At 72.3% G+C, this 17,586-nt stretch carries 15 protein-coding genes; 5 read left to right on the top strand and 10 right to left on the bottom strand.

The genetic code is table 11. From position 1 onward, the window contains the following. Positions 1-272 precede the first annotated feature (272 nt). From ACIBTX_RS15660 to ACIBTX_RS15640, 5 genes are all read right to left on the bottom strand, one after another. The gene (locus ACIBTX_RS15660) at positions 273-602 is read right to left on the bottom strand and encodes a phospholipase (protein WP_357129956.1); all 330 of its coding nucleotides are present in this window, start codon (positions 600-602) and stop codon (positions 273-275) included. 20 nt (positions 603-622) lie between these two features. Beyond that, positions 623-2,017 carry a DUF4331 domain-containing protein gene (locus ACIBTX_RS15655; protein ID WP_357174882.1) on the bottom strand — a complete coding sequence of 465 codons (1,395 nt, stop codon included), beginning with the start codon at positions 2,015-2,017 and terminating at the stop codon, positions 623-625. Positions 2,018-2,088: 71 nt separating this feature from the next. Beyond that, entirely contained in the window at positions 2,089-2,367 is a 279-nt protein-coding gene (locus tag ACIBTX_RS15650) for a hypothetical protein (protein ID WP_357129962.1), read from the bottom strand. Positions 2,368-2,525: 158 nt separating this feature from the next. After that, the gene (locus ACIBTX_RS15645; protein WP_357394379.1) at positions 2,526-5,069 is read right to left on the bottom strand and encodes a bifunctional FO biosynthesis protein CofGH; all 2,544 of its coding nucleotides are present in this window, start codon (positions 5,067-5,069) and stop codon (positions 2,526-2,528) included. Positions 5,070-5,315: 246 nt separating this feature from the next. Continuing rightward, entirely contained in the window at positions 5,316-6,347 is a 1,032-nt protein-coding gene (locus ACIBTX_RS15640; RefSeq protein WP_357129968.1) for a hypothetical protein, read from the bottom strand. A gap of 98 nt (positions 6,348-6,445) precedes the next feature. Here ACIBTX_RS15640 and cofD point away from each other — a divergent pair, with 98 nt between their 5' ends. Together cofD and ACIBTX_RS15630 are read left to right on the top strand one after the other, a co-directional pair. Beyond that, positions 6,446-7,417 (top strand): 2-phospho-L-lactate transferase, encoded by a 972-nt coding sequence (cofD, locus tag ACIBTX_RS15635; RefSeq protein WP_357129971.1) that lies wholly within the window; start codon positions 6,446-6,448, stop codon positions 7,415-7,417. Beyond that, positions 7,414-8,502 (top strand): coenzyme F420-0:L-glutamate ligase, encoded by a 1,089-nt coding sequence (locus ACIBTX_RS15630; protein ID WP_357129974.1) that lies wholly within the window; start codon positions 7,414-7,416, stop codon positions 8,500-8,502. The genes cofD and ACIBTX_RS15630 overlap by 4 nt, the downstream gene beginning before the upstream one ends. A 122-nt stretch (positions 8,503-8,624) precedes the next feature. Here ACIBTX_RS15630 and ACIBTX_RS15625 read toward each other — a convergent pair whose 3' ends face one another. Further along, positions 8,625-9,623: a winged helix-turn-helix domain-containing protein gene (locus ACIBTX_RS15625; protein ID WP_357129977.1), complete on the bottom strand. Its 999-nt coding sequence runs from the start codon at positions 9,621-9,623 to the stop codon at positions 8,625-8,627. A gap of 338 nt (positions 9,624-9,961) precedes the next feature. On the opposite strand from ACIBTX_RS15625, the gene ACIBTX_RS15620 reads away from it, so the two are divergent. Further along, positions 9,962-10,546, top strand: coding sequence for an NUDIX hydrolase (locus tag ACIBTX_RS15620; protein ID WP_396832711.1), 585 nt, complete (start codon positions 9,962-9,964; stop codon positions 10,544-10,546). A gap of 49 nt (positions 10,547-10,595) precedes the next feature. Here ACIBTX_RS15620 and ACIBTX_RS15615 read toward each other — a convergent pair whose 3' ends face one another. Beyond that, the gene (locus tag ACIBTX_RS15615) at positions 10,596-11,687 is read right to left on the bottom strand and encodes a sugar phosphate nucleotidyltransferase (RefSeq protein WP_357129983.1); all 1,092 of its coding nucleotides are present in this window, start codon (positions 11,685-11,687) and stop codon (positions 10,596-10,598) included. Positions 11,688-11,751: 64 nt separating this feature from the next. Further along, positions 11,752-12,897, bottom strand: coding sequence for a glycosyltransferase family 1 protein (locus ACIBTX_RS15610; RefSeq protein ID WP_357129986.1), 1,146 nt, complete (start codon positions 12,895-12,897; stop codon positions 11,752-11,754). Between the two features lie 152 nt (positions 12,898-13,049). On the opposite strand from ACIBTX_RS15610, the gene ACIBTX_RS15605 reads away from it, so the two are divergent. After that, complete coding sequence (locus ACIBTX_RS15605) at positions 13,050-13,739, top strand: TIGR03089 family protein (protein WP_357129989.1); 690 nt, start codon at positions 13,050-13,052, stop codon at positions 13,737-13,739. Positions 13,740-14,062: 323 nt separating this feature from the next. On the opposite strand, the gene ACIBTX_RS15600 is transcribed toward ACIBTX_RS15605, so the two are convergent. After that, positions 14,063-16,033 carry an acetoacetate--CoA ligase gene (locus ACIBTX_RS15600; protein WP_357174891.1) on the bottom strand — a complete coding sequence of 657 codons (1,971 nt, stop codon included), beginning with the start codon at positions 16,031-16,033 and terminating at the stop codon, positions 14,063-14,065. Positions 16,034-16,230: 197 nt separating this feature from the next. Further along, positions 16,231-16,749 carry a hotdog domain-containing protein gene (locus tag ACIBTX_RS15595; protein ID WP_355048801.1) on the bottom strand — a complete coding sequence of 173 codons (519 nt, stop codon included), beginning with the start codon at positions 16,747-16,749 and terminating at the stop codon, positions 16,231-16,233. 23 nt (positions 16,750-16,772) lie between these two features. On the opposite strand from ACIBTX_RS15595, the gene ACIBTX_RS15590 reads away from it, so the two are divergent. Further along, positions 16,773-17,438, top strand: a complete 666-nt coding sequence (locus tag ACIBTX_RS15590; protein WP_357129996.1) for a hypothetical protein — start codon at positions 16,773-16,775, stop codon at positions 17,436-17,438. The last annotated feature ends 148 nt before the right edge of the window (positions 17,439-17,586 follow it).

Below are 17,586 nucleotides of genomic sequence, written 5' to 3'. Positions count from 1 at the left end.
GGCCACCAGGACCGTCCAGCCTCGCAACCTGCCCTATCGATTCAGACCCCGGCCGAGTAACGCCCTCTCCGGCGAGTTGCCCGACTTTTCTGCCGTGGCGCTCCCCCGGACGGCCCGCCGACCGTGGAGCACGGGTACCCCCTCCGCAAAGCTGATCTTGGTGGGGGACAGGTTAACGCGGCGCGACGCAGACCGCCCGTCCAGCCGTGGACAGCGTTCGCACCCCGCCCACAATGTGGACGGGGTGCGAGGGGAAACAGGGTCCGTCGAGGTCAGCCGGTAGCCCCAAAACCGCTGCTCGGCCAGGCGAACTCGGCTATTGCTCCACCATGGACAGAAACCGTCCCCGCTGACGTGTTTTCATCCCACCAGACGGTATACATGCCCTCGGGCAGATCGGGGTAGACCGCACTGTGGAACGAGCCGTCCCGGACCCGGCGCTCCCGGACCGCCGAGTGGACCCGCCGATCGTCACCGCGGCTGATCTCGATCTCCCGGCCGTGCAGATCCCGACCGGTGTAGATGATCAGGGCGCCGGTGTCGCCGCCCAGGTCGAGGACGACACTCCCCGTCTCCGACGGACCGTACGTGTGTTCGTGCATCGCCACTCCCCCGCCCGACGTCAGGACGACGCCGGCGGGTTGTTGAACCCGTCGTACGGCGTACCCAGGTAGGGGAAGTTCGCCAGGAACGGCGCCGTCACGTCGGCGGCGCTGAGCCCCGGGGTGACCGCGCCGGCCGCCGCGTCCGGGCGGAACGTCTTGTCCACCAACGGTACGGTCACCCCGGCGATCGCCCGCAGCGCGATGCTGACCACGTCGTCACCGACCCGCCGCCCGTTCGGGAAGCCGGCCAGGTCGCCGCCGAGCACCCCGAACCGGTCCGGCCGCCGGTTCGGCGCGATGGCCGTGTTCAACCGCAGCATGTCGGCCTGCACCTCGCCGGTGGCGTTCGTGAAGCCGTCGATCAGACCAGCGGGTACGCCGGTGAGCAGGATCGCCACCAGGTCGGCCCGCGCCTTCTTGGACTTGTTGAGCTTGTCCAGGTTGGGGAAGACGTCCGGGTAGAGGGCCGGCAGCAGGGCGGCCAACTCGGGCTGCTCGACGAAGCGGGCGAACCGCTTGTCCTCCGACGGTGGCAGCGAGTTCCACAGGTCCTTCTTGGACATCGGCACGATGACCTCGTTGAACAGCGGATTGCCCAGCCGGGAGACCTGGGTGAACGGACCGGTGGAGGTGTCCGCCCCACCCCGGTCGCCGAGCACCCGGACCTGCCGGCGCGACGCGGACGTCCACACCCCCAGCACCGACGCGGCGTCCGCCGGACCGTACCGGTTGGCGCGACGACGTACCTGCTTCAGCGGCACCTGCAGGGCGATGCTGTGCACGTTCATCCGGTCGGTGGCGTTGACCGGCTCCCCCTCGGCCTTGAAGATCTTCTTGCCGGCCACGTGCAACTGCTGGAACGGCCGCAGCGTACCGAGATCGAAGATCGCTCCCAGGTCGACGAAGAAGCCGTCCGCGCGTTGCCCGGCGAAAACCCGCTCCCCCGTCGACAGGGTGTACGTGGCCTGGCGTACGAGGTCGGCGTACTTCGGCGTGGACAGCGGTCCGACGTTGCACGGCGGGCAGGGGAGCTTGTGCGCGAGCCGGTGCTCCTTGCCGTCGGTGATCCGGGTCAGGCTGTAGAACTGCCGGCGGTTCCAGTTCTTGCTGTCGAGCGACTCGATCGGCCCGGTGTTGTAGAGGAAGCTGTTCGGGTTGGTGATCTCGGTCGTGAACTCGAACCGGTAGGTGACGTCGGGATGACCGTCACCGTTGTTGTCGATGTGGATCTCGTAACGCACGTCGTCGCCGAACTCGAAGAAGTTCGGCCCCCCGGACGGAAGCTGCAACGGCACGTAGTTGGCGATCAGCGTGACCGTGTCGGGCTTGTCGGGGCTCACGAACGCGTAAAGGTCGGAGCTGTCGGCGACCGGATCCTTGGCTATCTCCGGGGCCTCGCGGTGGGAAGACATGGCGGACCAACCTCACTGGGCGGGGACTGTTGGCGGACGGGGCGCTGGTCAGCGCCGGGCGAAGGCGCTGGTCAGCGCTTGGCGGCGCGGCGCAGCCGGTCCGCGAGGCCGCGGTCGCGTACCTCGATCCGGGACTCACCGACGAAGACGTCCATCGTTCCCGACGCGGCGTCGCGCAGGTGCACGACGATCGGCTCGTCGGCCCGACCCGCCGCGCCCGGCGCGTTCTGGGCGGCCGACAGGCCCGGCACGGTGAGCGCGGCGGCGCCGAGGGTGGCGCTGGCCGCGGCGGTCAACGTCTGCCGGCGGGTCAGTCGCGGCCAGGGCCGCTTCCGCTGATCAGTGGTCATGGGGAACCTTTCCGGCGGCGGCGCGCACGCGCCCGCGGTGACGGGTCCGGTGCCGCCGACCGACGTCGCCGGGCCCCTGGGGGAACACCGGCGGCGGCCCTCGCCGCGACCGCCGCCGGCACCGCTTGGTACGGCCGACGGCGGGAAAAGGTTCGACCTCAGCGCCGAGCGTGACCGTATGCGGTCGTCCGCTTGCGCGCCGGCCGCCCGGCCGCCGTCGCGATGGCCCGCAACTGCTCCTCGGTACGCGCCGAACCGTTGCCGGACCCCGCCATCCGGGAGATGGTCTCCTCCATGAGCGTGCCGCCCAGGTCGTTGCAGCCGCCCTGGAGCATCGCCACCGTGCCCTCGTCGCCGAGCTTCACCCAGGAGCACTGGATGTTGTCGATCCGGCCGTGCAGCAGCAGCCGGGACATCGCGTGCACCACCCGGTTCTCCCGCCAGGTCGGTCCGGGACGGGCGATGCCGGCCAGGTAGATCGGCGCGTTGGTGTGCACGAACGGTAGCGCCACGAACTCGGTGAACCCACCGGTACGGTCCTGCACGCCGGCCAGCACCCTAAAGTGCGCCAGCCACTGCCCCGGGTGGTCGACGTGGCCGTACATCATCGTGGAGCTGGACCGGATGCCCAGCTCGTGGGCCGTGCTGACCACGTCGACCCAGGCGGCGGCCGGCAGTTTGCCCTTGGTGAGCACCCAGCGCACGTCGTCGTCGAGGATCTCCGCGGCGGTGCCCGGGATGGTGTCCAGCCCGGCCTCGCGGAGCTGGGTCAGCCACTCGCGGACCGGCACGCCCGCCTTGGCGGCGGCGGTGACGATCTCCATCGGGGAGAAGGCGTGCACGTGCATCTCGGGCACCCGGGCCTTGATGGCGCGGACGATGTCGGCGTACCCGGTGACCGGCATCTTCGGGTCGATCCCGCCCTGGAGGCAGACCTCGCTGGCACCGGCCGCCCATGCCTCCTCGGCCCGGTCGGCGACCTGGTCGACGGAGAGCCGGTAGGCGTCGGCGTCCCGCTCACGCTGCGCGAACGCGCAGAACCGGCAGCCCACGTAGCAGACGTTGCTGAAGTTGATGTTGCGGTTGACCACGTAGGTCACGTCGTCGCCGACCGCGTCCCGGCGCACGTCGTCGGCGAGCCGGCACAGCTCGTCCAGCGCCGGCCCGTCCGCGGCGAACAGCGCCAACGCCGCGTCGGTGTGGGCCGGGTCGAGCAGCGCCGCCGGGTCGTCGGCCGCGAGCCGCAACCCGGCCGTAAGGTCGCGGTCCGCGCCACTGCCGGCCGTCATCGGGGGTACGGCGACCCGTTGCGCTGCCGCCTCCGGGGTCACCTTGCCGGCGACCTCGGCCCAGTCGCCGTAGACGCTGTCGAAGTCACCGCGCCGGTCGTCAGTGCGGCCGGTGGTGTCGATGGTGGCGTGCAGATCGGTCCGCCCGCCGAACACCTCCTCCGGCTCCTGCCAGGGCCGGCCCTGCGGGAGGGCCGACTCGACCGCCATGCCGGTCGCCGGGTCGGCGAGGGCGGACACGTGCGGCAGCAGCCTCGGGTCGAGCCACGGGTCACCCGCCCGCACGTACTCGGGGTAGATCGTCAACCGCTCCCGCAGCGTGAACCCGGCCAACTCGGTGTGCCGGGCCAGCTCCTCGATCTGCGGCCACGGGCGCTCCGGATTCACGTGGTCCGGGGTGAGCGGCGAGACGCCGCCCCAGTCGTCGATACCGGCCCGCAGCAACAGGTCGTACTCGCCGGCGATGAGGTTCGGCGGGGCCTGGATGCGGGCCTTCGGGCCGAGCAGCAGCCGGGCCACGGCCACCGTGGCGGCCAGGTCGTGCAGCTCCGCGTCGGGCATCCCCCGCATCGCCGTGTCCGGCTTGGCGCGGAAGTTCTGCACGATCACCTCCTGGAGGTGGCCGTACTCGCGGTGGGCGCGACGGATCGCGAACAGCGCGTCCACCCGCTCGGCCGGCGTCTCGCCGATGCCGATGAGCAGCCCGGTGGTGAACGGCACCCCGACCCGCCCGGCGTCGTCGAGCACCCGCAGCCGGACCGCCGGCTCCTTGTCGGGTGAGCCGTAGTGCGGGCCGCCCGGCTCGGACCACAGGCGGGTCGCGGTGGTCTCCAACATCATGCCCATGCTCGGCGCGACCGGCTTGAGCCGTTGCAGCTCCGACCAGGACAGCACCCCCGGGTTGAGGTGCGGCAACAGGCCCGTCTCCTCCAGCACGGCCACCGCGCAGGCGCGCAGGTAGTCCAGGGTGGAGTCGTAGCCGCGCTCGTCCAGCCACGTACGGGCCGCCGGCCACCGCTCCTCCGGCCGGTCACCGAGAGTGAACAGGGCCTCCTTGCAGCCCTGCGCGGCGCCCTCGCGGGCGATGGCCAGCACCTCGTCGCGGTCCAGGAACGGCGCCGGCAGGCGGTGCGGCACAGTGGCGAAGGTGCAGTAGTGGCAGCGGTCCCGACAGAGCCGGGTCAGCGGGATGAAGACCTTCTTCGAGTACGTGACGACACCCGGCCGCCCCGCCTCCCGCAGCCCGGCGTCGCGGATCTGACCGGCCACCCGGAGCAGCTCGTCCAGCGCCTCACCACGGGCGGCGAGCAGCGCGGTCGCCTCGTCAAGGTCCAGCGCCCGGCCGGCGGCGGCCCGACCCAGGGCCCGCCGCACGCTCGCCTCGCTGGGGCCGGATTGGGTGCGATCAACCATCCGCTCACCCTATGCGCCCCAAACCCCCACCCAACCCACCCCCGCCCCGACAGCCCGCGACCCCGGCCCTCGCCGATCTTGCAGTTGCTGTGGCGACACGAGGGGCATCGCACTCATAACGACAACAGAAAGTGCAAGATCGGCACCCGCTCGCCGATCTTGCACTTTCTGTGGTGGCACCTGGGGTATTTCACGCGAACCGACAACCGAAAGTGCAAGATCGGCGCGAGGTTGGCGGTGTGCAGGTCAGCGCGGGCCTTCGGGGTTGATGTGCTGGGTGCGGTCGTTGTCCTCGTTCGCGGGACGCGGGATCGCCTGGGTCGGGTCGGCAGGGCTCGGCTCGGCCGACTGACGCGGGATCGCCTGGGTCGGGTCGGCCGACGGCGGCTGCCCGAACGGTGGCGCGGGCTGCGCGAACTGCGGTCCCGGGTTGCCCGGCGGGGCGGACTGCGGGCTGGTGTGGGCCGGCGGCGCGGACTGCGGGCCCGGGTTGGCCGGCGACGCGGACTGCGGGAACGGCGGTGCTGACTGCGGGTGCGGCGGCGCGGACTGGGGGAACGGCGGCGCGGACTGCGGGGCCTGGAACGGCGGCGACGGCTGGCCGTACTGGCCCGGGAACTGCGCCGGCGGGTAGCCGCCCGGCTGACCCGCCTGCGGGTAGCCGCCCGGCTGGCCGGGGGCGGCCCAACCGGCCTGCGGCTGACCACCGGGCTGACCGGGGGCCGGCCAACCACCGGGCTGCTGCGGCCAGCCCTGCGGCGGCTGCCCGTAGACGCCCTGCTGCGGCTTGGGCTTGGGCACGTAGTAGAACGCCCGCCAGATCGTGAACACCACCCAGGCGGCCACCGCGAAGATCACCAGCCAGGCGAAGCGGGTCAGCACGCCGAGCAGCGCGTCGAGGATCTCCGCCTCGGCGAGCCGGCCGACCGTCCAGATCAGCATGGTGAGCGTGCCGAACAGCGCGCTGACCGCGTACTCGCCGAGCGCCACCTGCGTGATGAGCTTCGCCTTCGGCAGCACCGGCGCGACGTGGGTCGCCAGCAGCACGGCCAGCAACGGCAGGACCACCGCCTCCACCCCGATGAACGAGAAGAAGGAACTGCCCGCCCGACCGGTGAAGTCGGTGTAGTCGGCCGGAATGAGCAACCGGAGCAGCCCCACGAAAAGGAACACGGCGTTCGCGCCGAGCAGGGCGAGCGCACCCAGTTCGCGCAGTGGCTTGGTCAGCTGGCGGGCCTGCGTCGCGTCGGCGGACGCGGGCTCGGCGGGGCTGGTCACGAGCTCCCCCTCGGGGCATTGACGGACAGGGCGCACGTGAGCCTAGTCTCCCCGGGCACCGGCGGACCGGAGGCGTCACGTACGCGAGGATGGTCGACATGCGCATCGTGGTTCTGGCCGGCGGCATCGGGGGCGCCCGGTTCCTGCTCGGCGTCCGGGCGTACGCCCGCGAGGTCGACGCCGAGGTGACCGCCGTGGTCAACGTCGGCGACGACCTGTGGCTGCACGGGTTGAAGATCTGCCCCGATCTGGACAGCGTCATGTACACCCTCGGCGGCGGCGCCGACCCGGAGCGGGGCTGGGGCCGGGTCGGTGAGAGCTGGACGGTCAAGGAGGAGCTGGCCGGGTACGGCGTCGAGCCCACCTGGTTCGGCCTCGGCGACAAGGACATCGCCACCCACCTGGTCCGCAGCACCATGCTCAACGGTGGTTACCCGCTCAGCGCGGTCACCGAGGCGCTGGCGAGCCGCTGGCAACCGGGCGTACGCCTGCTCCCGGCGACCGACGACCGGCTGGAGACCCACGCCATCGTCAGCGGCGGCGGTGAGCCCGCTGCCGAGGACGACCAGGGCCAGCGGGCCATCCACTTCCAGGAGTGGTGGGTGCGGTACCGGGCGAACATCCCGACCCACCGTTTCGTGTTCGTGGGCGCGGAGACGGCGAAGCCGGCACCGGGTGTGCTGGACGCCATCGGGGCGGCCGACCTGGTGCTGGTCGCCCCGAGCAATCCGGTGGTGAGCGTCGCGCCCGTGCTCGCCGTACCCGGGATGCGTGAGGCCGTGGTGGACGGCCCGGCGCCGGTGGTGGGGGTCTCGCCGATCATCGGCGGCGCGCCGGTACGCGGGATGGCCGACCGCTGTCTCGAGGTGCTCGGGGTTGAGTGCAGCGCCGCGGGGGTGGGCCGCCTGTACGGTGGCCGGTCGGCCGGCGGCCTGCTGGACGGCTGGCTGGTCGCCGAGGAGGACGCCGACACGCTGGTGCCGGAGGTGACGGTCCGCGCGGTGCCGCTGCGGATGACCGACGAGGCGGCGACGGCGGCGATGGTCCGCGCCGCGGTGGAGTTGACGTGAGGCTGGAGATCCTGCCGGTGCTGGGCATCGGCCACGTGACCGAGGGCGACGACCTGGCGGCGTTGATCGCCACCGCCGCGCCGTGGCTGCGCGACGGCGACGTGCTGGTGGTGACCAGCAAGATCGTCTCCAAGGCGGAGGGGCGCCTGGTCGACGTCCCGGCGGACGGGCCCGAGCGGCTCGCCGCACGCGAGGAGGTGCTGGCGGCCGAGACCGCGCGGGTCGTGGCCAGCCGGGGCGCGACCCGGATCGTGCAGACCCACCACGGGTTCGTGATGGCGTCCGCCGGGATCGACGCGTCGAACGTCGACAAGACCCGGCTGGTGCTGTTACCCGTGGACCCGGACGCGTCGGCACGGGAGCTGCGCGCCGCGCTCCGGGAACGGTACGACCTCGACGTCGCGGTGATCGTCAGCGACACCATGGGCCGGCCCTGGCGGAACGGGCTGACCGACGTCGCGCTCGGGGTCGCCGGCATGCCGGCCATCCGCGACCACCGGGGCGAGGTCGACCCGTACGGCAACGAGCTCCAGCTCACCCAGATGGCCGTGGTGGACGAGCTGGCGGGCGCCGGCGAGTTGATCAAGGGTAAGTGTGACCAGGTCCCGGTGGCAGTGGTGCGGGGCTACCTCACCGCCACCGGCGCGGACGACTCCGGTGGCGCGCGTGCGCTGGTCCGGGACGCCGCGCAGGACCTCTTCTCGTTGGGCACCGCCGAGGCCCGGGCCGCCGGGCTGGCCGACGCCGCGACCCTCGTCGAGACCGTCGGCCCCGAGCCGATCGACCCCGCCACGGTGCGGCGGGCGCTCGACGCGGTGGCCGAGGTGGTCACCCCGGGCACGGTCTTCACGCTCGTCGACGAGGCAGAGGTACGCGCCGGCCTGGTCGCCGAGGTGCCCGGCTGGCCCACCGACGCCACCGCGCTGGTACTCGGCACCGCCCCGGCGCCGGTCGACCCGATGGACCTGGTCCGCTTCGGCGCCGACCTGCACCGGCTGCGCATCGCCCTGGCCGCCGAGGGCGTCGGCTCGACGCTGCTGCCCCCACCCGCCGGCAGCCCAGCAAGCGCCGCCCTAGCCCTGTAATCCCGCCACCCGGCCGCCCGGCCCCGCCCGGCCCGGCCGACCTCGGCATTGATCATGAAGTTATTACCCGCTGCCTCGGCGTGTCCGGGCAATAACTTCATGATGAATCGGGTGGGGTGGGGTTAGGCCTCCAGGACGGCTCGGCCCAGCGGGGTCAGCGTGTGCAGCACGGTGTTGCGGTCGCGGTGGCTGACGAGCAGGCCGGCGTTGCGCAGCACGGTGGCGTGCTGGCTCGCCGCCGCCGGGGAGATGTCGAGCCGACGGGCCATCTCACCCGTCGTACAGCCGTCGTCGCTGGCCTGTAGCACCGCGGCCCTGGTCCGGCCGAGAAGCGCGGCCAGCGAGTCACGGCCGGTACCGGTCGCGGCCGACGCCTCGCCGTCGGCGGCGGCGAGGCCGCCCAGCCGGTCCACGGGATAGACCAGGACGGGCGGCAGCGCCGGGTCGAGCAGGGCGACCGGCGTGGGTGCGCAGAAGAACGACGGCACCAGCAGCAGCCCTCGCCCGTCCAGGTGCAACTCGCGGCTGTGCGGGTAGTCACGCACCTCGAGCACCCCGCCCGACCAGCGCATGGTCGGGCGCAGGCTGGTCAGGAGGGCCTCGACGCCGCCGTCGAGGAGGGCGCGCGCACGACGGTTACGGTCCGCCGCGACGGCGGCCTGGATCCGGCTCCAGTACGGGCCGATCGCCAACGCCCGGTACTGCTCCATCGAATCCGCGAGGTGCCGCAGTGTCGCCACGTCGCCACGGGCCAGCGCGGCGGCCGAGGCGGGCAGCGGGTTCTCGGCGGCCACCAGGGTCAGGTCCCGCTGGAGCACCTCGATCGGCGTGCTGCGAACCGCTTCCAAGCCTGCCTCGAAACCTTCCACACTGGCGTACGGGGTGAGGAAGTCGGGAAAGTAGCCGCGCGGCGGATTCAGGGCGAAGAGCAGTCGGAGCTGGTCGGAGGCGATGTCCCGGCGTAGCCCGCGGGTCACGGTGTGCCGCCACGCCGACGTCAGCGGGTCGCGGTTGCGGCTCTGCAACGCGTGCAGGCTGAGGACCAACTCCCAGACCGGGTCGGCCGCCGGTGCCACCCGGGTCCGGAGGATGTCCTCGCCGGAAAAGTGGATCTTCAGCATGGAGCACTCCCGTGCCGCCGGCAGAGGGATGCCGGACGGCCATTTCGACTCTACCTGGCCGGCAGTTATCTCCATCTTTAAGCCTGGACTGAAAAACCTCGACGCCCTCGGGGACGGTTAGGCATGCTTCCAGTGCCCGCGCACGGCACCGACGCGTCCTTGACGCGTTCGACGCCGGGGCACCGGGACTGGGGAGGACCGGTGATCGGGCGGCACCACGAGGGTCTGCGGCCCTTGCTCCGCAGAGGTGTCGTCCGGTCACCCCGCCGCCGTGGTACGCGTCGCCGGCCAGGCCGAGAGCCGACCGCTCGTAGAGTGACGGGATGCCCGACACCGCGATGACCGGACCCACCGTCGACCCCATCGATCCCACGACGTTCGCGGCACTGCACGCCGACGCGGTCGCGCTGCTCGAAGGTTGGCAGCCGACCAGCTCGGCGTCGGCCGAGGCACGGGATCGCACCCTCGCATTGCTCGCCGCCGGGCCGATCGCGATGAGCCGACAACACCGCCCCGGCCACGTCACCGCGAGCGCGCTGGTGCTGGACCCGACCGGGGCGCGGGTACTGCTCTGCCTACACGCCAAGTTCAGCCGGTGGGTGCAGCTCGGCGGGCACTGTGAGCCGGTCGACCGGACCCTTGTCGGGGCCGCGCTGCGCGAGGCCACCGAGGAATCCGGCATCACCGGGCTGCGCATCGACCCGGTGCCGATCGACATCGACGTGCACGAGGTGCAGTGCCAGGGCGGCTCGCGCCACTACGACATCCGGTTCGCCGTGGTCGCCCCGGCCGACGCGGTCGAGCAGGTCAGCGACGAGTCCGAGGCGCTGGGGTGGTTCCCGCCCGACCGGCTGCCCGAGCCGCTGGCCGGCGGGACCGCACAACTCGTCGAGCCGGCCCTCACCGCCCTCCAAAGGTGGTGACGCAGCGCTGGCGACGGGAGTTCCCGTCGCCAGCGTCACGCACCGGACGTCAGATGTAGCCCTCTTCGCCGCGCTCCTTGAGCTCGTCGACCAGCAGCTTGACGTCCTGGGCCCGCTCGCGCGGACAGACCAGCACCGCGTCCGGGGTGTCCACCACGATCAGGTCACGCACACCGATGACCGCCACCAGCCGACCCGACTGTGGCACCACGACCAGGTCGGCGGTGTCCCGCAGCAGCACGCCCGGCTTGGCGTCCGTACCGAGCACCACGTTGCCCGCGTCATCCGCGGGGAGCACGTCGCCGAGGGTGTGGAAGTCGCCGACGTCGTTCCAGCCGAAGTCACCCGGCACGGTGGCCACCCGGCCCGCGGTGGCCGCGCCCTCCATCACCGCGTAGTCGACGGAGATCTTCGGCAGCGTCGGCCACACCGTGCCGAGGACATCGTCCTGCTCCGGCGTGCCCCAGGCAGCGGCGATCGCGGTGACCCCAGCGTGCAGCGCCGGCTGCTGACGGGCCAGCTCGGCGAGGAACACGTCCACCCGCCAGACGAACATGCTGGCGTTCCAGAGGTGTCGACCCGATCGGACGTACGCCTCGGCGACCTCGGCTGCCGGCTTCTCCTTGAACTCGGCCACCTGCCGCCACGGGGCGCCGTCGGTGGCCTCGTCGGTCTCCAGATAGCCGTACCCGGTCTCCGGCCTGGTCGGGGTGATCCCGACGGTCATCAGCATGCCCTGCTCGGCGCCCCGGACCGCCTCCTGGACCGTACGCACCCAGCTGTCCGGGTCACGGATCAGGTGGTCGGCCGCGAAGCTGCCCATCACCGCCTCCGGATCGCGGACCGCGATCACCGCCGCGGCCAGCGCGATCGCCGCGCAGGAGTCCCGGGGGGACGGCTCGACCAGGATGTTCTCCTCCGGCAGCCCGGTGAGCTGCCGGGCGACCGCCGCGACGTGCGCGGCGCCGGTGACCACAAGGGTCCGATCCGGCGTGGTCAGCGGCGCGAGCCGCTCCACGGTCGCCTGCAACAGCGAGGAACTGGTGCCGGTCAGCGGGTGGAGGAACTTGGGGTGGCCGGCGCGGGACAACGGCCACAACCTTGTGCCGCTGCCACCTGCCGGGATGACCGCATAAAGCATCCGCACATCATGCCCGACGCATCGTCCCGCAGTGGCACGGGTCACCACGAGGGCGCCCGAACGGTCACGAACGGGCACGACTCCACGCAGCGATGTGCACCTCGGCGCTGGACTCCCAGGTGAACTCCTTGGCCCGGTCGAAGCCGGCCTTCGCCAGCGACAACCGGCGCTGCTCGTCGTCCAGCAGGGCGGCCAGGTCGGTGGCGATCTGGTCCGGGTCCTCCGAGGTGTACGCGACCGCGTCGCCACCCACCTCGGGCAGCGACAGGCGGGGCGTGGTCAGCACCGGGGCGGCGCACGCCATCGCCTCCAGGATCGGCAGGCCGAACCCCTCGCCGTACGACGGGTAGGCGGCGACCAGCGCACCGCCGAGGAAGCCGGGCAGGTCGGCGTACCGCAGATAACCGGGACGCAGCAGGCGCAGGTGCGACGGCACCTCGGCCACCGCGCGGTCGATGTCGTCGTCGTGCCCCTGCCCGCCGGCGATCACCAGCGCCGGCGGGTCGGTCCGCTCGGACACCGCGCGAGCCCAACCCCGGATCAGATTGGGTACGTTCTTGCGCGGCTCCTTGGCGCCGAGGAAGGCGACGTAGCTGCTGTTGCCCAGCCCCAGCCGAGCACGTACGCGGGCCTTCTCATCCTCGCTCGGCGCGTGGAAGGCGGCGTGGTCGACGCCGTGGTAGGCCACGTCGATGCGGGTCGGGTCGGCGTCGAGCAGCCGGATCAACTCGTCACGGGTGGCCTTGCTGGGCACGATCACCCGGTCGGCGCGGCGCATCGACGTCTTGATGGCGCTGCGGAAGAACGTCCGGCGAGACTTGTCGTAGTGCTCCGGCTCGGTGAAGAACGTCGCGTCGTGCACGGTGACCGTCACCGGGCACCCGGCCCGCAGCGGGCAGGTGTAGAAGGGCGAGTGCAGCACGTGCGCGCCGACCTGCTGGGCGAGCAGCGGCAGGCCGGTCTGCTCCCAGGCGAGGCGGGCCGGGCGGTGCGCCACCGCCGCCGGGGCGGGGATGATCTCCGCGCCGGGCAGCATCCGGGTGTAACGCTCCTGGTCGGTGCGGAGGCTCACCACGGCCAGCTCCACCCCCGACCCGCACACCTTGCCGAGGGCGCCGAGCAGACCGTCGACGTATCGACCGACACCACCACGGTCGGCGGGGACACTCGTGGCGTCGATGAGCACGCGGGGCGGGCGACCGGCGGTCACGGGGCGACTCCTTGCGGGTGGGTCTGTGGGGAACAACACTCCGGGGGTAAAGCCTACGCCGGAGTACGGGGCGGACGCTGACTGCGACCCGACCGTACGCCGACTTGTCATCGTCATCGAGTACGGGGCGCGGAGGCGTATCGTTCGCGCCGATGGCCGACAACATTGCCCGGGTCTTCGCCGACGCGATCGCGACCGACCCGACTCGACCGCTGCTGACCTGGTACGACGACTCCACCGGAGACCGCACCGAACTCTCCGGCGCGACCCTGGCGAACTGGGTGTCGAAGACCGCCAATCTCCTCGTCGACGAGGTCGGCCTCGCGCCGGGCACACCGGCCGGCGTCCTGCTCCCTCCGCACTGGCAGACCGCCGCCGTGCTGCTGGGCTGCTGGTCGGCCAAGCTGAGCGTCCTCGACACGCCGGGAAACGTGGACGTCCTCTTCGCCGCCGCCGACCGGTTCGACGAGGCGCAGTCCTGGCCGGCGGACGAGCGCTACGCCCTGGGCCTCGCCCCGCTCGCCGCCCCACTGCGGCAGGCGCCGCCCGGTTTCGCCGACTATGTGGTCGAGGTACGCGGGCACGGCGACCACTTCACCCCACAGCCGGGTCCGGGCCCCACCGACGCGCACCTGCTGAGCCGAGCCGAGGCCCGCGCCGGCGAGCTGGGCATCGAGCGGGGCGCGCGTCTCCTGGTCGACGCCGCCCGCTACCCCGACCCGGTCGACTGGCTCCTCGCGCCGCTGACCCGGGCCGCCACGGTGGTCCTCTGCGCCAACCTGGACCCAACCCGTCTGGCTACCCGACTGTCCAGCGAAAAGGTCACCCACTCCCTCCCGTAGCCCGCACCCGCACCCCGCCCCCACACCCCCCGCACCCGCACCCGCACCCGCACCCGCACCCGCACCCGCGATCTTGCAGTTTCGGTTGCCGATACGCGTGGAATGCCCCTTAGGCGGCGACAGAAAGTGCAAGATCGCGGGGCTCCAGGGCCAGGCCGGGTCGATCATGGAGTCGTGGTGGCCGAATGGCAGGGATATGCACCCCTTACGGGGCACCACAACTCCATGATCGACGCGTGCGGGGGCGGGAGCCCTGCGCGGAGCCGGGGCCTGTGGGGGTGGGGGCGATGTGGGGGCGGGGGTCGGGCGTCCGGAGCCCCGGGTCAGGGGTGGGGGCGGGACTGGGCGAAGGTGGCGAAGGCGGTCAGGGACTCGGGGTTGGCCAGGGCACCCTTCGCCGCTGCGTCGTCGACCGGGGTGCCGGTGAGGATCTTCTTGACCGGTACCTCAAGCTTCTTGGCCGAGAGGGTTCGGGGTACCGCGCGCACCTGGTGGATCTCGTCGGGGACGTGCCGGGGGGAGAGCGCCGTACGCAGCTCACGGCTGATCTTCGTGCGCAGCGCGTCGTCCAGTTCCAGGCCGTCGGCCAGCACGACGAAGAGCAGCAGCTCACCTGCGCCGCCCTCGTCGTCCTCCAGGTGCACGACGACCGAGTCGACGACCTCGTCGAGCCCTTCGACCACCGAGTAGAACTCGGCGGTGCCGAGTCGTACGCCGCCGCGGTTGAGGGTGGCGTCGGAGCGTCCGGTGATCACGCAGCCGCCTCGGTCGTTGATGGTGATCCAGTCGCCGTGCCGCCACACACCGGGGTAGACCGAGAAGTACGCCTCGGAGTAGCGGACGCCGTCCGGGTCGTTCCAGAAGCCCACCGGCATGCTCGGCATCGGCTCGGTGATCACCAACTCGCCCAGTTCACCGATCACCGGGGTGCCGTCGGCCGAGCGGGCCTCCACCTTGGCGCCCAACGCACGGCAGGCGATCTCTCCGGCGTACACGGGCAGCAGCGGCACTCCGCCGACGAAGCCCGTGCACACGTCGGTGCCGCCGGACAGCGACTGGAGCTGCACCTGGTCGCCGACCGTGTCGTACACCCATTGGAAGCCCTCGGCGGGCAGCGGCGCGCCGGTGGAACCGACGCCGCGCAGCGCGGACAGGTCCGCGATCTCGCGCGGCACCACGCCGGCCTTGCGGCAGGCCAGCAGGTACGGCGCCGAGGTGCCGAAGTAGGTGGTGCCGGTCTCGGCGGCCAGTCGCCACAGCCCGCCGAGGTCGGGGTGGCCGGGGTTGCCGTCGAAGAGCACGATGGCCGCGCCCACCGCCGGCCCGGAGACCAGGAAGTTCCACATCATCCAGCCGGTGGTGGTGAACCAGAAGAACCGGTCGGACGGGCCGAGGTCGTGGTGCAGGGCGAGCATCTTCAGGTGTTCCAGCAGGATGCCACCGTGGCCGTGGACGATCGGCTTGGGCAGCCCGGTGGTGCCTGAGGAGTAGAGCACGTACAGCGGGTGGTCGAACGGGACCGGCGTGAACGTCAACGGCTCGTCGGTGGGCGCGGCCAGGTCCGCCCAGTCGAGGACGCCGTCGGGCGTCGGGCCGTTCGGGTCGAGGTACGCGATGCCGACGGTGTGCCGTACCGACGGAAGGGCGGCCCGGATGGCCTTGACCTCGGCCCGCCGGTCGACGGGCTTGTCGCCGTACCGGTAGCCGTCCACGGCGACCAGCACCGTCGGCTCGATCTGCTGCCACCGGTCGGTGACGCTGCGGGTGCCGAACTCGGGCGCGCAGGACGAGAAGACTGCGCCCAGGCTGGCGGTGGCGAGCAGCAGGACGTACGTCTCGGCGATGTTCGGCGCGTACGCCGCCACCCGGTCCCCGGCGGTGACGCCGAGCCGGCGCAGACCGGCCGACACCCGGCGGACCTGCTCGCGCAGCTCGGCGGCGGTGAGGGTGACCGGCGGTCGGGTCTGGCTGTGCGCGATGACGACCGGGTCGTCGTCGGCGCGGCCCGGCATGCGCAGCACGTTCTCGGCGTAGTTGAGGGTGGCGTCGGGGAACCAGTGGGCGCCGGGCATGGTCCGCTCGGCCAGGGTGGCCGTCGGCGGGGTGTGCGCGATGACCTCGAAGTGGTCCCAGATCGAGCGCCAGAACCCGTCCAGGTCGGTGACGGACCAGCGCCACAGCGCGTCGTAGTCGGCGAAGTCCAGCCCGCGGTGCTCCCGCAGCCAGCGCAGGTAGCCGCCGATCCGGGACCGCTCGAGCACGTCCGCCGGCGGCGTCCACAGCACGTCACCCACTGCTCCACCCTCCCCCCGGCCGCACGACACTGTGCATGGGCCGTGGCGCCATCTTGCCCTACCTCGAAGCGCCATTCTGCGCACCGGGTGGGCCGATCGACGCGTGCCCGGCCCACACTCCACCGCGCCAACCCATGTGGGTGAAGGAAGGGCCCCTTCCTAACGCTTAGCGTTAGGAAGGGGCCCTTCCTTCGAGCTCAGCCGGCCCGGTGCGCCTGGATGGCCCGTCGGCGGGCCAGGCGGTGCTCGCGGCGGATCTCCGCCTCCCGGTACCGGCGTTCGTCGTCCGGCGTCTCCGGCAGCACCGGGCGGACCGTGCGCGGCGCGCCGCCGACGTCCACCCCGACGAAGACCAGGTACGCCGTGGCGACCCGGACCGGCGCGTCCTCGGCCGAGTCCCACCGCTCGGCGACCACCCGCACCCCCACCTCCATCGAGGTCTGCCCGGTCCAGTTGACCTGGGCGTGCGCGTGCACCAGGTCACCGACCCGGACGGCCTCGGAGAAGACGATCTCGTCGATCGCCGCGGTGACCGCCGTCCCGCCGCTGTGCCGGGCGGCAGCGGCACCGGCCACGTCGTCGACGAACTTCATCAGGACCCCGCCGTGGACGGTTCCGTAGAGGTTGACGTCCACCGCAGTCATGATCTTGCTGAGGGTGACCCGGGAGTACGACGTCGGCTTGCCGGTCGGAGCGGCGGAGAGGTGCTCGGTCATGCCGGAAACGGTACGGTGCGCGGATGCGACATCTCTGGAGCTTCCTCGCCGGGTTGGTGGTGGCACCCATCACGTGGGTGCTTGTCACGCTCGGGCAGGACGGGTCGAGCCGGACGGTCGACCGCTGGGTGGAGATCGGCACCTTCAACACCGCCAACCTGATCGAACCGGCCGTGTACCTCGGTGTCGGCGGTGTCCTGCTCGGGCTGCTCGGCACACTGCGTTTCTCGCCGGCGGGGCCACTGCTGGCCGGGCTGCTGCTGGTCACCCCGTACATCGGGATGTTCGTGGCACCGTTCGAGGTGCGCGACGCCATCCCGCACGAGTGGAAGGTGTTCGGTGACCCGCTGCCGCTGCGGCTGCCGGTCGAGAACGGCACGCTCTTCCTGATCGGTCTGCTGCTGCTGATGGCGACGTTCAGCGGTCAACGCTGGCGGCGGTGGCCGCAGCCGGTGACCGTGCCGGCCGCCGCCCCGGCCCCGGTGGACGCACCGCGCGGCGACGACTTCACCCTGACCGACTGGTCGTCGTCCGAACCGGCGGAGCGCGAAACCGCGCCGCTGACCCTGGGCTACCCGGCCGATCCGACGCCGACCGAGCCGCTGCCGCGCCGGGTGGGCGGCGAATCGCCGTGGTCCGCGCCGCCGCGCGGTCAGTCGCGGCCCGAGGACACCACCGAGATCCGCTGACCGTCGGGGGGGGGGGGGGCCCCCCCCCCCCCCCCCCCCCCCCCCCCCCCCCCCCCGGGGCGGGGGGGGGTGGGGGGGGGGCCCCCCCCCCGGCCCCCCCCGCGCGCGGCGGCGGGGCCGGCCCCCCCGACGGACGTCAGAAGACCTG

The organism is Micromonospora sp. NPDC049359, from assembly GCF_044466585.1.
GTDB lineage: Bacteria > Actinomycetota > Actinomycetes > Mycobacteriales > Micromonosporaceae > Micromonospora.
The sequence above is the reverse complement of the archived record's forward strand: the minus strand, read 5'-3'. Positions and strand labels throughout refer to the sequence as shown.